The sequence below is a fragment of the Paenibacillus sp. 79R4 genome, from assembly GCF_013393165.1.
Taxonomy (GTDB): domain Bacteria; phylum Bacillota; class Bacilli; order Paenibacillales; family Paenibacillaceae; genus Fontibacillus.
Window position 1 is genome coordinate 1 of record NZ_QJOT01000031.1, and the last position, 14,734, is coordinate 14,734.

General features: G+C 46.3%; 10 protein-coding genes and 2 tRNA genes. All 12 read left to right on the top strand.

Translation table 11 applies throughout. The features are described 5' to 3' along the window. Positions 1-16 precede the first annotated feature (16 nt). The 12 genes from DMN77_RS23385 to hcp all read left to right on the top strand — a co-directional run bounded on the left by DMN77_RS23385 (position 17) and on the right by hcp (position 14,381). Positions 17-93, top strand: a tRNA-Pro gene (locus DMN77_RS23385). A 6-nt stretch (positions 94-99) separates the two neighbouring features. Continuing rightward, a tRNA-Gly gene (locus DMN77_RS23390) sits at positions 100-173 on the top strand. A gap of 387 nt (positions 174-560) precedes the next feature. Then, the gene (ppc, locus tag DMN77_RS23395) at positions 561-3,356 is read left to right on the top strand and encodes a phosphoenolpyruvate carboxylase (protein WP_068778530.1); all 2,796 of its coding nucleotides are present in this window, start codon (positions 561-563) and stop codon (positions 3,354-3,356) included. A 273-nt stretch (positions 3,357-3,629) separates the two neighbouring features. Then, positions 3,630-4,226 carry an RNA polymerase sigma factor SigW gene (sigW, locus tag DMN77_RS23400; protein WP_068778529.1) on the top strand — a complete coding sequence of 199 codons (597 nt, stop codon included), beginning with the start codon at positions 3,630-3,632 and terminating at the stop codon, positions 4,224-4,226. 130 nt (positions 4,227-4,356) lie between these two features. Next, positions 4,357-4,974 (top strand): zf-HC2 domain-containing protein, encoded by a 618-nt coding sequence (locus DMN77_RS23405; protein WP_068778528.1) that lies wholly within the window; start codon positions 4,357-4,359, stop codon positions 4,972-4,974. Positions 4,975-5,262: 288 nt separating this feature from the next. Then, positions 5,263-6,096 (top strand): diadenylate cyclase CdaA, encoded by an 834-nt coding sequence (gene cdaA, locus DMN77_RS23410; protein WP_068778527.1) that lies wholly within the window; start codon positions 5,263-5,265, stop codon positions 6,094-6,096. After that, positions 6,089-7,465 carry a CdaR family protein gene (locus DMN77_RS23415; RefSeq protein WP_068778526.1) on the top strand — a complete coding sequence of 459 codons (1,377 nt, stop codon included), beginning with the start codon at positions 6,089-6,091 and terminating at the stop codon, positions 7,463-7,465. Before cdaA ends, DMN77_RS23415 begins: the two co-directional genes overlap by 8 nt. A 36-nt stretch (positions 7,466-7,501) precedes the next feature. Beyond that, positions 7,502-8,842, top strand: coding sequence for a phosphoglucosamine mutase (gene glmM / locus DMN77_RS23420; RefSeq protein ID WP_068778525.1), 1,341 nt, complete (start codon positions 7,502-7,504; stop codon positions 8,840-8,842). 340 nt (positions 8,843-9,182) lie between these two features. Further along, the gene (locus DMN77_RS23425) at positions 9,183-9,344 is read left to right on the top strand and encodes a hypothetical protein (RefSeq protein WP_157259335.1); all 162 of its coding nucleotides are present in this window, start codon (positions 9,183-9,185) and stop codon (positions 9,342-9,344) included. Positions 9,345-9,596: 252 nt separating this feature from the next. Next, positions 9,597-11,429 (top strand): glutamine--fructose-6-phosphate transaminase (isomerizing), encoded by a 1,833-nt coding sequence (gene glmS / locus DMN77_RS23430; protein ID WP_179016446.1) that lies wholly within the window; start codon positions 9,597-9,599, stop codon positions 11,427-11,429. A 547-nt stretch (positions 11,430-11,976) separates the two neighbouring features. Beyond that, positions 11,977-12,552 carry a dihydrofolate reductase family protein gene (locus tag DMN77_RS23435; protein WP_179016447.1) on the top strand — a complete coding sequence of 192 codons (576 nt, stop codon included), beginning with the start codon at positions 11,977-11,979 and terminating at the stop codon, positions 12,550-12,552. Positions 12,553-13,088: 536 nt separating this feature from the next. Next, positions 13,089-14,381, top strand: a complete 1,293-nt coding sequence (hcp, locus tag DMN77_RS23440) for a hydroxylamine reductase (RefSeq protein ID WP_179016448.1) — start codon at positions 13,089-13,091, stop codon at positions 14,379-14,381. Positions 14,382-14,734: the final 353 nt, after the last annotated feature.

Here is a 14,734-nt window from a genome sequence, read left to right on the forward strand (position 1 = left end):
ATAACATCATGTTTAACGGGATGTAGCTCAGCTTGGTAGAGCACCTGGTTTGGGACCAGGGGGTCGCATGTTCGAATCGTGTCATCCCGACCATCATTTGCGGGTGTAGTTCAATGGTAGAACTCCAGCCTTCCAAGCTGGTAGCGTGGGTTCGATTCCCATCACCCGCTCCATACATAGCAGCAACATCATCAGCGCGATGATGTTTTTTGTTATAGATGTAGAATTTATATTCTATATCGCATGGAGCATGTCCTTGAATCGCGGCTGCTCTTTCTTAGAACAGTCTTGGATGGAGGGCTTAGGCCTAATCTTCAAATTTTTAAAGCGTTCAACTTATGGTTCTTAGCTTCCTTGAGAAGGCACTTCTATACCTTCTGATTTTACCGCTTTACAGTATTATCGGAGCGATGCGAGCGTTTGCTTGTGCTGATTTACCTTATTTAACCGTGTCGGATGTTGAATTCTTTACAAATAAAGTGAAGATTTTCAGAGAAGTTTATTGTATTATATTAGGAAGGCTTTAGAAAGACGGAATAGGGATGAAATGGGGGAGAAATATGACTGAAATAGCGGTTACCGCCGGCAAGAGCAATTCGAACAATCTACTAAGGCGCGACATCCGATTCCTCGGAAATATTCTGGGAGAAGTCCTTGTACATCAAGGCGGCAATGAGCTTCTGGATATTGTCGAGAAAATCAGAGAGACGAGTAAGTCCTTGCGGGCGGTTTTCATACCGGATCTACATGAAGAGTTTAAACAATTAATAAGCTCTCTTGAACCCGAGATTCGTCACCAAGTAATCCGTGCATTTGCTATTTACTTTCAGTTGGTCAACATCGCTGAGCAGAATCATCGGATTCGCCGCAAACGGGATTACGAGCGTTCAGCTGGTGAAGCGGTGCAGCCTGGATCCATAGAGGCTTCCGTTCAAGAGCTGAAGGAGCATGGATTCACCTATTATGAAGCGCAGGAGATCCTGGAGGGGATGTCTCTGGAGCTCGTCATGACTGCGCATCCTACTGAGGCTAAGCGTCGTGCTATCCTGGATATCCATAAGCGGATTGCTGATGATGTAATGCAGCTTGACAATCCTACGCTTACATTCCGTGAAAGGGAACAATTGAGAGAGAAGCTTCTGAATGAAGTCATTACGCTCTGGCAAACTGACGAATTGAGAGACCGCAAACCAACGGTAATCGATGAGGTCAGAAATGGAATGTATTATTTCCATGAGACGTTGTTCCATGTGCTTCCCGATGTATATCAGGAATTGGAACGCTGCTTGAGCAAATACTATCCGGAGCATCACTGGCATGTGCCGAAATATTTGCGCTTTGGTTCTTGGATCGGTGGAGACCGGGACGGGAATCCTTCAGTAACTGCTGAAGTGACCTGGCAGACTCTGAAAATGCAGCGCAAGATGGCTGTTAGGGAGTATCAGCTTGCCCTAGCCGGGATGTTCAAGCATCTAAGCTTTAGTACGTCGATTGTAGACGTGACGGATGAATTAATGGCTTCGATTCAGAAGGATCGACTCCAGGTTACCCTTCAAAAGACGCCAGAATGGCATAATGAGAAGGAACCGTACCGCATTAAATTATCCTATATGACAGAGAAGCTTCATAATGTTCTGGATGAATCCAAAAATGGGACCTCGGAACGTTATGAGAATGCTCGGGAGCTTATCGCTGATCTGAAAATAATTGATCGCAGTCTGCGTCATCACTATGCGGACTATGTAGCCCATACGCATCTTAGCCAAATGATTCGGCAAGTAGAGCTATTCGGCTTCCATACAGCGACGCTGGACATTCGTCAGCACAGCCAGGAGCATGAGAAGGCTATGACCGAAATTCTGGCCAAGATGAACATTACAAGCAACTACGCAGAGCTGAAGGAAGAGGAGAAGCTGGTGCTGCTTGAGCAGCTGTTGAATGATCCTCGGCCGCTGACTTCTCCGTATCAGGAATATAGCCAGAGCACAACAGAGTGTCTTGATGTATACCGTACGATCTTCAGAGCTCAGAAGGAATTTGGAACCCAGTGTATCACCAGCTATCTGATCAGTATGACGGAAGCAGGCAGCGATATTCTGGAAGTAATGGTCTTTGCCAAAGAAGTGGGTCTGTTCTACAAAGATCAGGATGGCACTGTCGTAAGCACACTTCAATCGGTTCCACTATTTGAGACGATTGATGACTTGCATGCAGCCCCGGCTATTATGAGCCGTCTGTTTGAGATGCCGATCTATCGCCAGTCTGTGGCGGCAATGAATGATCTTCAAGAGATCATGCTAGGTTACTCGGATAGCAATAAGGATGGCGGCGTAGTTACAGCGAACTGGGAACTGCGTGTAGCCTTGAAGCAAATTACCGCAACGGGTAAGAAATATGGCGTGAAGCTGAAGTTCTTCCATGGACGTGGCGGAGCGCTTGGGCGCGGTGGAATGCCGCTTAACCGCAGCATTTTGGTACAGCCGCCTGAGACGATTGGTGGAGGCATCAAGATTACGGAGCAAGGAGAGGTAATCTCCTCCCGTTATTCTCTCAAAGGGGTTGCTTATCGCAGTCTGGAGCAAGCCACTTCGGCATTAATCAAAGCAGCCATAAATTCGAAGCTGTATGATGAGAATAATCAGCAAGAAGAGGAATGGGATGAGATCATTGCCGGCATCTCGGAGACATCCTTAACAAAATATCAGGATCTCGTATTCCACGATCCGGATTTCCTGAAATTTTTCAAAGAGTCAACGCCGCTTAGCGAGGTGGGTGAGCTGAATATCGGTTCTAGACCGTCGAAGCGCAAGAATAGTGACCGCTTTGAGGATCTGCGCGCTATTCCATGGGTATTTGCCTGGACTCAGAGCCGCTATCTCTTCCCGGCATGGTACGCTGCGGGAACAAGTCTGTACAACTTCTATCAAGACGATGAGAAGAAGCTGCAAGTTTTGCAGGATATGTATCACAACTCGACCTTCTTCCGCTCTTTGATCGATACGCTGCAGCTTGCTATTATTAAAGCGGATCTGGTTATTGCCAAAGAATATAGCGGAATGTGCGGTGATCAGGAAGTGAGGGATCGCATCTTTGGCAAGATCGAGCAGGAATTCAATCTGACCAAGGAAATGGTTCTGAAAATTACCGGGTTGCCTGAAATTCTTGATGATGCGCCAGCGCTTCAGGAATCGATCCGCCAGCGGAACCCTTACGTAGATCCGCTAAGTTATTTGCAGGTCCAATTATTAACTGAACTGCGTGCTGCTCGTGAGCAAAATCGGGATGACGCATTACTGCTTCGTGAAGTACTGCTTACGATTAACGGAATCGCAGCTGGCCTTCGTAATACAGGCTGATATTAGGTTTAATGTGACTAATTCAAGCCGGATTCCTCCTAATACGATGGGGGAGTCCGGCTGTTTCTTTTATAGGCAAGATCGTAATACCCCGATGAACGTAATAGAGACTTTTCCTATATATAAAGTCCCTGGAATCGAGCTAATTCTATTGCTTTTTGCAAGCACTTGAATTAACATTTGAATGAAGTACCGGCGATGAACGGGATTTTCCCTGGATTGCTAGATCGGGGAGAAAGCCGGACAGGCATAAGGCTGTGATGGAGCCCGTCCATGGATCTGGAGGAAATTATTGTGGTTGATCATTTTGATACGAGGTTGGTCAAGCTGGCGCGTAAAGGCGACCAGGGCGCATTTGCAGAACTCGTTGATTTATACAAAGATAAAATATTTCATTTAGCATATCGGATGTTGTCTAATCGGCATGAGGCTGAAGATATTGTACAGGAGACGTTTCTGCGTGTGTACAAAAATTTCAACCGATACGATGAGAAGCAGAAGTTCTCGACTTGGATTTACCGCATTGCGACAAATCTGTGTATAGACCGTCTGCGTAAGCGCAAGCCTAATTACTATCTTGATGCAGGTATGAATGATCAAGAAGGTGTGGATGGTTATGCGCTGATTCCTGGCGATGAGCGGACACCGGAATCGGAATACCTCTTATCCGAGACGCAAGCGATGATTCATCAGGCGATTGAAGGCCTGCCTGCCAAGTACAAGTCCGTTATTGTGCTAAGATATTTGCAGGAATTATCGCTTCAAGAAATTGGGGATGTTTTGGACATGCCGGTAACCACGGTCAAGACCAGGGTGCATCGCGGGCGTGAGTTTTTGCGTAAGAAGCTGGAACATAAAGCCGTCTTTTAAAAATGGATTATAATATTTCATTTTGTTTTTTGAAACGTTATTCGCTCCGTAACGTAATGTATGTTAGGACGACTACTTCCATACTGCGTATGGTTTTTCCATAGTATTGATATTGAAAGGAATGGCTGATATGGATTGCAAACATGCCTCCACTTTAATGCATGATTATTTCGACGGAGATCTTACGCATGAGCAGGCCGTGGAGCTTAAGGGACATCTGAATTCTTGTCCTGCATGCAGTGCTCTGTTCCAGCAATTGGAGCAGACGGAAATGACGTTGTTCGCGACATTAAGACTTGATCGCATCGATGCTCCAGATGCGTTGGTAAGCCGAATCATGAATGAGATTCCAAGACAACGCAAGCAGCAGCCATGGCTTCAGGTGATTAAGAGACATCCGGCCTTGACAGCGGCAGCGATTTTCTTGGTCGTTATGCTGTTCAGTGCTTTGTCTTTAATGAAGGCGGACGATCAGCTGATTGTCAAGGTAGGTAATCTGGATCAGGTAGTGATTAACGGAAATGTCGTTACTGTACCTGAAGGCGCCACTATCACGGGGAATCTTACCGTAGAGAACGGTAAAGCTGAAATTCTGGGAAATGTTGAAGGGAATGTGACTGTAGTCGATGGCTCTTATTATCAGGCTTCGACCGCGCATATTTCAGGCAAGGTCAAGAGTATCGATCAGGCTCTGGACTGGTTATGGTACCGAATCAGCAACACTTTTTCAGATGTCGCCTATAGGTAAGCAGGAAGTAACAAATAACGGTCTTGGCGCCCTCTTCTAGAAGAAGGCGTCTTTTATTTTTATCGATTAAAGAAAAATGCCTAATATTGCAGATGAACCTATGTTCTTCAAACTTGCATCTGGCTCAGGAACGTTATAACCTAGAGTTTAGAGAAATAAATAAATTTACAGATACAATTAAGGTTGATTAATACATTGCTGTATATCTGAGCAGACTTATAAGATATACATAAGCGTCTTCTAGTCAGTCACATGGCCTGAATTAGAAGAAAAACCGGGGGTTACACCATGGATTATTTTGCGAATATGGGTTGGCAGGACTGGATCAAGGATATCGTTGATATTCTGATCGTTACTTATATCATTTATCATTTGATTTTGCTCGTGCGGGGAACAAGGGCGATCCAATTGCTGAAGGGTCTGCTTGTCCTAGTTCTGATCTGGGCGGTTAGTACTTGGTTCGACCTATACACGCTCAAATGGCTGATGAACCAGATGTTCACGTTTGGCGTTGTGGCGATCTTCATTATCTTCCAACCTGAGCTTAGACGAGCCCTGGAGCAGCTTGGACGAGGAAAGTTGTTCAATCGGGGGATTGCAGATGAGGAAGAGTTCGCCCGTGAGCTTAGCGAGATTATTAAAGCGCTGAATTATTTATCACGTAGAAAAATAGGGGCATTAATTGTCTTTGAACGGAATACAGGCATTAACGAGTACACAGAGTCGGGCATTCCGATTCAATCGGTCATCACCTCACAATTGTTGATCAACATCTTCATTCCGAATACGCCGCTCCATGATGGTGCGGTTATTATTCAAGGGCATAAGATTACAGCCGCGGCCTGTTATTTGCCGTTATCCGAGAACCCGTTTATCAGCAAGGAGCTGGGGACGCGCCACCGTGCTGCGATTGGTATTAGTGAGGTAGGTGACGCAGTATCGATCGTCGTCTCGGAGGAGACGGGTCAAATCTCGCTGGCTATCGATGGACAGGTAGTGAGGGATATTAAGGAAGAATCTCTGATCTCCAAATTGTATGAAGAGCTTGGCCCGGACTCTAGCCCGAATGACAAGCGTAAGTCCTTCTGGCGTACGAAGGAGGCTGGCAAGAAGAATGGATAAATGGTTGAGTCATAACAATATTGTGAAGATCATTGCACTGGTCTTCAGTGTTATCCTGTGGGCTATGGTGCATATCGATAGTGGAACGACAATCGTCACGACTACACCGGATTTGAAGCCCAAGGTGATCAATAATGTAAATATTCAGGTGACGGGCTTTGATACCGATAGATATGTTCTATATGATTTGAATCCGGACAAAGTAAGATTGGAAGTCAAGGGGAGAAAAACCGATCTTACAACTAACTTTTCGAACTACAAAGTAAAATTGAACTTAAAGGATGTCGGGCCAGGTACATTTACCTTGCCATTGACGACAGAATTGCCCCCGGGTGTGCAGGCTGTCTCCATAGATCCGGCTTACGTAAAAGTCACGATTGAGGAGAAACGAACGAAGGAAATACCTGTTTCAATCATCACCAAGGGTGTTCCGGAGAAAGGCTTTGAAGTCGGAACTCCGATCTCGGCATTGGAGATGGTGAAGGTAACCCTGCCGGAGAGCGAGATCGATGATCTGCAGAAGGTACAAGGGGTAGTTGATATAACCGGACTGAATGATTCTCTCAAAGGGAAATCCGTGAAGCTAGTAGCCTATGACAAACAGGGTGAAGTGATGAGAAACGCGGAGATTGCCCCGGAAACCGTTGATGTTGATATCCCTTTTAACAAGACGTATAAGAATATTCCACTGGAGGTGCGCCAATCAGGGCAGCTTCCGGAGGGGTATGTGCTGGCTGGTGTAGATACAGATGTGAAGGGGGTTGTCGTATACGGGCCTAAAGAGGCTATGGATAAGATTACGGCTTACCCAATCACCGTTAATCTGAATAATTATAATGGTAACCCGGAAACGAAATATACCGTGAACTTGACTCCGCCTGAAGGATTTGAGAAAATCGAGCCTAGTTCTGTGCAAGTGACGATCAAGGTTGAGCCAGCTTCACAGAAGGTAATCGATAACATACCGATCTCTTTAACTAATCTGGGCGCGAATCTCACTGCTAGATTCATACAGCCCTCTGACAAAAAGCTTTCTCTAACGGTCATGGGTACGACTGACCAGCTTAGCGGACTGAAGGCGAAGGATATCATACTTGAGGCTGACTTATCTAAAATGGGTGCGGGTATACATTCCGTGCCCTTAAAGGTAACGCTGCCGAATTATGTGAAGCTGGTAGAATCGGGAGCGACGCTTGAGATTGAAGTGGAACTGACGGAGAAGGATTCGCATCCAGCTACGACGGACCCTGAAGGACCGCCAAGTCATAATACGGATGGGACGGATACGGGATCTTCAAATGGAACTGGGGAAAATGGTGCGACAGAATCAAACACAGGGACTAACAGTGAAAGCAATAGTGGGGGTTAATGATAGGCTTCACAAATTACTTGAGGAGTGAAAATCATGGGGAAGTACTTTGGAACGGATGGAGTAAGAGGGATAGCAAATCAGGAATTAACAGCTGAATTAGCCTATCGAATTGGCCGCTGTGGCGGGTATGTATTAACAGGCCAGGCAGCTAAGCCAAAGGTAGTTATAGGTATGGATACGCGGATCTCCGGCGTTATGCTGGAATCGGCTCTGGTCGCCGGTCTGTTGTCGATTGGTGCGGATGTCGTACGGCTTGGCGTAGTCACTACACCAGCCGTTGCTCTATTAACCCGGATGCTCAAGGCGGATGCAGGGGTGATGATCTCGGCATCGCATAATCCGGTAGAGGATAACGGGATCAAGTTCTTTGGCAGCGATGGCTTCAAGCTGCTGGATGAGACGGAACTGAAGATTGAGGAGCTTTTGGATAAAGAGACAGATGAGCTTCCTCGTCCTATCGGTGACGGGCTTGGTTCGGTCACGGTCGATTATGACTCCAAGCTGAAATATTTGGAGCATTTGAAGACGACGATAAGCCACTCCTTTGAAGGTTTGAAGGTTGTGCTTGATTGTGCGAATGGTGCCGCTTATGAACTGGCTCCAAGACTGTTCAGAGAGCTTGGCGCTGAGGTCCATACCATCGGTGCTGAACCAAACGGACTTAACATTAACGATCATTGCGGTTCGACGCATCCCGAGCTTTTGAAGGAAGAGGTTGTACGCCTTGGTGCTCATATCGGCCTGGCTTTTGACGGCGATGCCGATCGCCTGATTGCTATAGATGAACATGGTGAGGAAGTAGATGGGGACTATATCCTATGCATCTGCGGGCATGCGATGAACCAGGCTGGCAAGCTGAAGGACAGCACAATCGTCTCGACGGTTATGAGTAACTTCGGATTCTACAAGGCTATGAAGAAGCTGTCTCTGAATACGGAGCAAACTGCGGTTGGCGACCGTTATGTGATGGCCGAAATGATCCGCGGTGGTTATAATCTGGGTGGAGAACAGTCCGGGCATGTTATTTTCCTCGATCATAATACGACTGGCGACGGTATTTTGACAGCAATCCAATTGGTCGATACTTTGCTGGCTTCTGGTCAACCGCTAAGCGAGCTGAAAAATGTGATGAAGAAGTACCCGCAGGTGCTTGTAAATGTCCGTGTACAGGATAAGAGCAAGTATGCGGGGAACGCCGCTATCGAGGAAGCTGTAGCTGCTGTAGAGCGCAAGCTTGGTGATAATGGCCGCGTCCTGGTGCGTCCATCCGGAACAGAATCGCTGATTCGTGTTATGGCAGAAGGACCAGACAAAGAGGAAATCGAACAGTTAGTTGCGGATATTGTGACAGTAGTAGAGACTGAACTGGTATAATCTAATTTTTCTTACGGGTAAAGCCGCCGGACAGTGGTGTTAGAGTGCTGTCCAGGCGGCTTTGTTGCGTTATATGAGAGGCAGAAAGACCATAATTGGGCATAATTGCGGATTTGCTCACAAATGCTTGATGGCCCTCTACAGTTGGTATATATAGGCCTTTCATTTGGAGAGCAGAGAGCTGAATAGGCTTTAGTAGAGCGATGAATGATTGCAAAATGGAACACAGATGCATATAATAAGCATATTCAAGTATAGAAAGTGAGGGTCGTGAGGTTACAAGCAAGATAAGCGCCAGAGCTTGGTTTCGCGCGGGAAGAGATTTGGAGCGGTTATCCGGATGACGCTGCTAAGAATCCTGTACCGGCAAATACAAGCTGACGAGGTGGGGGTGTTCGAAATGTTCGGCGGGGACCTCCCGGTGTGGCATCACACCGTAACCGTGAAGGCAAAACGAACAGGCGACTGTTCCGACAAACCTTACGGATGGATGCAGAAATAATTTAATTGTCTAATGAGTGAAACTCATGAGTGTACGCAAGAGATGAGCGGAAGAATCCGCGGTGAACGGAGCAGCAGTGGACATTCATGAAAAAAGAACGTTGGGCTGATGTGATTTTCATATTTTTCATATCGTAGAACCTGTACTTTGATAATTGAATAGTTCTGTCTCCTGTATACCGCGCGATAGGTCTTCCGCTTCTATTCTGCTTGCGATCATAACTGCAGAATTCGAACGGAGGATTATATAAATATGTGTGGTATTGTTGGATATATTGGGAAGAGAGACACGCAGTCGGTATTAATTGAGGGGCTTAAGAAGCTGGAGTATCGTGGGTATGATTCCGCGGGCATTGCTGTTTATACGAACAATGGGCTGAAGATTACCAAGGCGACTGGACGACTCGCCAATTTGGAGCACAAATTGGAGGATGCGCCATTGGTGGGCAACGCCGGGATCGGACATACGCGCTGGGCAACTCACGGCAAACCGTCTGATGTGAACTCTCATCCTCATACGGATCACAGTAAGAAGTTCTCTGTGGTGCATAACGGGATCGTTGAGAACTATCTGGAACTCAAGGATGAGTTGATCAGCCAAGGTTATGAATTTGTCTCAGAGACGGATACTGAGGTGATCTCTCACCTGTTGGCACGTGAGTACAATGGTGATATCGTAACAGCCGTTCAGAAGGCGATTAGTTATATGCGTGGCGCATTTGCGCTTGGAGTACTGACGGAATATGAACCGGATAAGCTGGTTGCTGTACGCCAAGCCAGTCCGCTTGTTATTGGAATCGGGGATGGCGAAAACTTCATTGGTTCCGATATCCCTGCGTTGTTGAATTATACGCGAAAAGTGTATATTCTGAACGACGGAGAGATGGCCGTATTGACTAAGGATGCTGTCGAATTGATGACCATTGAAGGGAATTTTATTTCTCGGGAAATGATTAATGTCGATTGGGACGCAGTCACTGCGGAAAAAGGCGGCTTTGCTCATTTCATGCTTAAGGAGATTCATGAGCAGCCTAAGGCATATCGCGACACGATGCTGGGCCGGATCGATGAGAGCGGGCGCCGTATTATTCTGCCTGATCTGCATCTGACTGAGGATAAAATACGGTCGATTAACAACGTTCACGTCGTGGCATGCGGAACTGCGTACCATGCTGGTCTAGTCGGGGGCGCCGTGATTGAGCGGCTCGTTCGAATCCCGGTAATGTACGACGTTGCTTCCGAGTATCGCTATCGCTCGCCGTTGATTACTCCGGAGACGCTGGTGATCGTTGTCAGCCAGTCCGGAGAGACGGCAGATACACTGGCTGCTTTGCGTGAAGCGCAAGCGAATGGAGCTCATGTACTGGCGATTACGAATGTAGTAGGCAGCTCGATTGCCCGTGATGCGGATGATGTCATCAACACGCTCGCTGGTCCGGAGATTGCTGTCGCTTCGACCAAGGCATATACGTCACAATTGATCGCTTTCTATCTGTTCAGCCTGTATCTGGCTCAAGTGCGCGGTACCCAAACCGATGATGAGATCGCGCATATGATTGCAGCAATGCATGCTTTGCCAGAACAAGTGGAGAGCATGTTAGCTAATGTTGATGCCATCAAGGTTTATGCTGAGCATATCGCCAAGCATGAGGATTTGTTCTTCATCGGCCGTGGCTTGGACTTTGCAGTGGCCATGGAAGGGTCCTTGAAGCTGAAGGAGATCTCCTACATTCATTCCGAGGCCTATGCCGCCGGCGAATTGAAGCATGGCACCCTGGCATTGATAGAAGAAGGCATCCCGGTCATCGCTCTGGCTACGCAGGAATCCGTGCTGGAGAAGACCGTCAGCAATATTAAGGAAGTGAAAGCCCGTGGCGCTGATGTTCTGGCGCTCACACATGAGGAGCATGTTGCCGGCCTTCTGAAGTCCGTCGACCAGGCCTTCGCCATTCCGAAGACGCTGTCGATTCTTACACCGGCTCTGTCCGTCGTACCATTGCAGCTACTCGCTTACTATGCTTCCCTTGCCAGAGGCAACGACGTAGATAAGCCGCGGAATTTGGCGAAGAGCGTGACGGTGGAGTAGAGGAGTAGTTATAGGTTTATATTAGTGTTCAGTGAATATAAAGTATTAGATTGGGTTAATTGTAGTAACGTAAATAGAGGATGGTTAGTTCATTATATAAGCTAACCATCCTCTATTTTTGTTTGCTTGACAGTTGTGATAAGTTTCCGTTTGTATTTCTGCTTCTATTATCTATCTTTTACACTGTTCTTGCTTTATAGTCACTTGAAAGTTCTAAAAGGAATACAGATGTTCAAAGGTTTGGATAAAAAAGGGTTTTGCATATTGGTTATATATAATATATAAAATCCTTTAGTTTATCTGGCTTTTATTAATTGGGTCTTGATAAACTAAGAAAATAAAGATGTAGACTGATAAATAAAGTATTAGACTCAAGCGGTAGCGATCTACTAACGGAGTTTTGCGCAACATTGTTGTCTTCGAAAAATTCGGATTTCCACTAGAATGTAACGTGATGGTTTATAATGAACGTAACAGCAGGATTTGAAACGCGGGCTAATGGCCAGAAAACGAACAAACTAAATTCGAATTCGAAGGAGAAACGAATATGAGAAAACTCGTTCTATTTTTGCATGCATCACTTGATGGTTTTGTAGAAGGGCCGAACGGTGAAATGGACATTGGCTGGGTTTCCTACAATGCTGATCTGGAGGAACACGCGAAAGAAATTCTGAGTACTGCTGACACTGTCATTTGGGGACGTGGAACTTATCAGATGATGCACAGTTACTGGCCATCTGTGCCTTCGAACCCATCAGCTTCGCAGTATGAACGTAATCATGCGGAGTGGATCGAAAAGACAGCCAAAATCGTGTTCTCCACGACGCTGGAGAAAGTCGAATGGAACAATTCCAGACTGGTGAAAGAAGATGTCGAGGAAGAGATCAAGAACCTCAAACAGCAGCCTGGCAAGGATATAGTCATCCTCGGGAGTCCCAGGTTCGCACACTACCTTATGCAGTTTGATTTAATAGATGAGTATAAAATTACGGTTTCTCCCGTCCTGATCGGCAGCGGGTTGCCGTTATTCCAAGGTATCAAGGAGAAGATTAATCTTAAACTTATCGAAAACAAGACATTTGATTCTGGAGCTATAGGCCTCGTTTACCAGACACTCAGATGACCGTGTCTCCTAAGTAGATTAGCTAACGAAGAACGGTAGCTCAATAACGAAAGGCAGTCTAAGACTTTATTTTCCAAGTTTTAAGACTGCCTTCCGTTATTGTGGAGTTTAATCTAATACTACTTAAAGGTAGCCGATTCTCTCCTCCTAAAAACCGTATCAAATCAACAATTCCAGTCTACCACTTTATTTTCAACGGACAATTAGGGTCATATGATAAAAAAGTATGGAACCGCTGAAGTTAGTCCCGATGATATCTCATCGGGACTGTTTTTTTAGGGTTGAAGCAACAGCTATACATGCAGCAAATAAGCGGTGGTTATCTGCATGACCTGCAGCACCACCGCTTAATGAGCTTAGGTCAGACAAATAAAGGATTAGTTTGGAGTTATCAAGCTAATGGGCAGTTATGCGCAATAAACACCACAGTTCAAGAACTCGAAATAAAGAATGTGAGTGCAATCACACATGGATTTTTTTGGTTTTGTTACGTTGTGGATAACGATTCTATCATCTCATTTACGGAGGTTAACGATATGTTTTGTTATCAGTGTGAACAAACGCCGAATGGAGGATGTAAAGTTGTTGGGGTATGCGGCAAGAATGAGACTATAGCGAGCTTGCAAGATACGATGATTTTTGCATTAAAAGGTATTGCCGCCTATGCGACGCATGCCAGGCAGCTAGGATATAGCGATCCCGAGGTGGATCGAATTACCCATGAAGCTTTGTACATGACTTTAACCAATTCCAACTTTAATATGCAGGAGCACCTGGAGATGGCGATGAAGGTCGGAAATGCGGCGATACGGATCATGGACGTGCTGGATCAAGCGCATACGGATCGCTTTGGCATTCCGCAGCCGGTAACAGTCAGTCAGAATAAAATTGAAGGTCAATGCATTGTGGTGACAGGACATAATTTGTACGCGCTGGAGGAACTGCTGCGGCAAACAGAAGGGAAGGGTATCAATATATATACCCACTCGGAAATGCTGCCCGCTCACGGATATCCGCAGCTTAAGAAATATGGACATTTAAAAGGCAACATAGGCAAGGCCTGGTACGATCAGCGTAGGTTGTTCGAGCAGTTCCCGGGTGCTATTCTCGCGACCACCAACTGCGTAATGCCGATTAAAGGCACATATGCGGATCGCTTTTTCTCTTATGAAGTAGCGGGGCTGGAAGGTGTCACAAAGATTATCAATGATGATTTCTCCCCGCTGATCGAGCGTGCTTTATCGCTGCCTGCGGTAAATATAGACTCCGAGCAGGTGCTCACGACCGGATACCACCACGAAACCGTGATCGGACTCGCTCCTGAGATTATTCAAGCCGTCAAAGACGGACATATCCGCCGCTTTTTCGTCATTGCAGGCTGTGATGCACCGGGGACAGGCGGAAATTATTATCGTGAACTGGCGACCTCCTTGCCGAATGATACTGTTATTTTAACTACTTCTTGTGGAAAGTTCCGCTTTAATGATGTAGATTATGGCACCGTAGGGGACACAGGCATTCCGCGTTATATCGACCTTGGGCAGTGCAATAATTCAGGTTCGACCGTTAAAATTGCTTTGGCCCTGGCTGATGCTTTTGGCTGTACTGTAAATGAACTGCCCGTCAGCATCGTACTTTCCTGGTTTGAACAAAAAGCGGTCGCCATTCTGCTCGGTCTGTTCAGCCTTGGCATTCAGGATATTCGCATCGGACCGAAGCCGCCTGAATTTATCTCGCCGGGGGTGCTTGATGTGCTGGTAGAGATGTTTGGATTAAAGTTGATTACTACCGCCGAAGAGGATATGAACGCGATGTTGGCATTGTCGTAAGGAAATAGGTGTTGTATTGAGTGGGGTGGGGGCCAATCACGATTTACATCAACCTCTCATATTTTTGGATAGGCCAAATCCTTTAACAATCTGAAGCCTATATTGGAAATGGGGCTGATCTATTGGGTGAGAACGGCAAGAGCAGGGATGATAGAGCGGGGAAGTTGCTGTCACCCCTTCGTTAATGCTTAATTAAGATACGTCAAGCATAAATTATGATATAGAGGCGTTGGAGATTTTCTCCGAGGCCTCTCTTTATTATGGCTTAAGCCAGTTGAGCTCGCGAAGCGTGCGAAACAGAAAACCACCTGCTATGCGGGTGGTGTAGTCCATGCTTATAGCAAAAAACCACC

Excerpts from the sequence above, each read along its gene's own strand:
- DMN77_RS23405 (WP_068778528.1), top strand. The coding sequence starts at position 4,357 with ATGGATTGCAAACATGCCTCCACTTTAATGCATGATTATTTCGACGGA.
- hcp (WP_179016448.1), top strand. The coding sequence starts at position 13,089 with ATGTTTTGTTATCAGTGTGAACAAACGCCGAATGGAGGATGTAAAGTT.
- glmM (WP_068778525.1), top strand. The coding sequence starts at position 7,502 with ATGGGGAAGTACTTTGGAACGGATGGAGTAAGAGGGATAGCAAATCAG.
- ppc (WP_068778530.1), top strand. The coding sequence starts at position 561 with ATGACTGAAATAGCGGTTACCGCCGGCAAGAGCAATTCGAACAATCTA.
- cdaA (WP_068778527.1), top strand. The coding sequence starts at position 5,263 with ATGGATTATTTTGCGAATATGGGTTGGCAGGACTGGATCAAGGATATC.
- DMN77_RS23415 (WP_068778526.1), top strand. The coding sequence starts at position 6,089 with ATGGATAAATGGTTGAGTCATAACAATATTGTGAAGATCATTGCACTG.
- DMN77_RS23425 (WP_157259335.1), top strand. The coding sequence starts at position 9,183 with ATGACGCTGCTAAGAATCCTGTACCGGCAAATACAAGCTGACGAGGTG.
- sigW (WP_068778529.1), top strand. The coding sequence starts at position 3,630 with ATGGATCTGGAGGAAATTATTGTGGTTGATCATTTTGATACGAGGTTG.
- DMN77_RS23435 (WP_179016447.1), top strand. The coding sequence starts at position 11,977 with ATGAGAAAACTCGTTCTATTTTTGCATGCATCACTTGATGGTTTTGTA.
- glmS (WP_179016446.1), top strand. The coding sequence starts at position 9,597 with ATGTGTGGTATTGTTGGATATATTGGGAAGAGAGACACGCAGTCGGTA.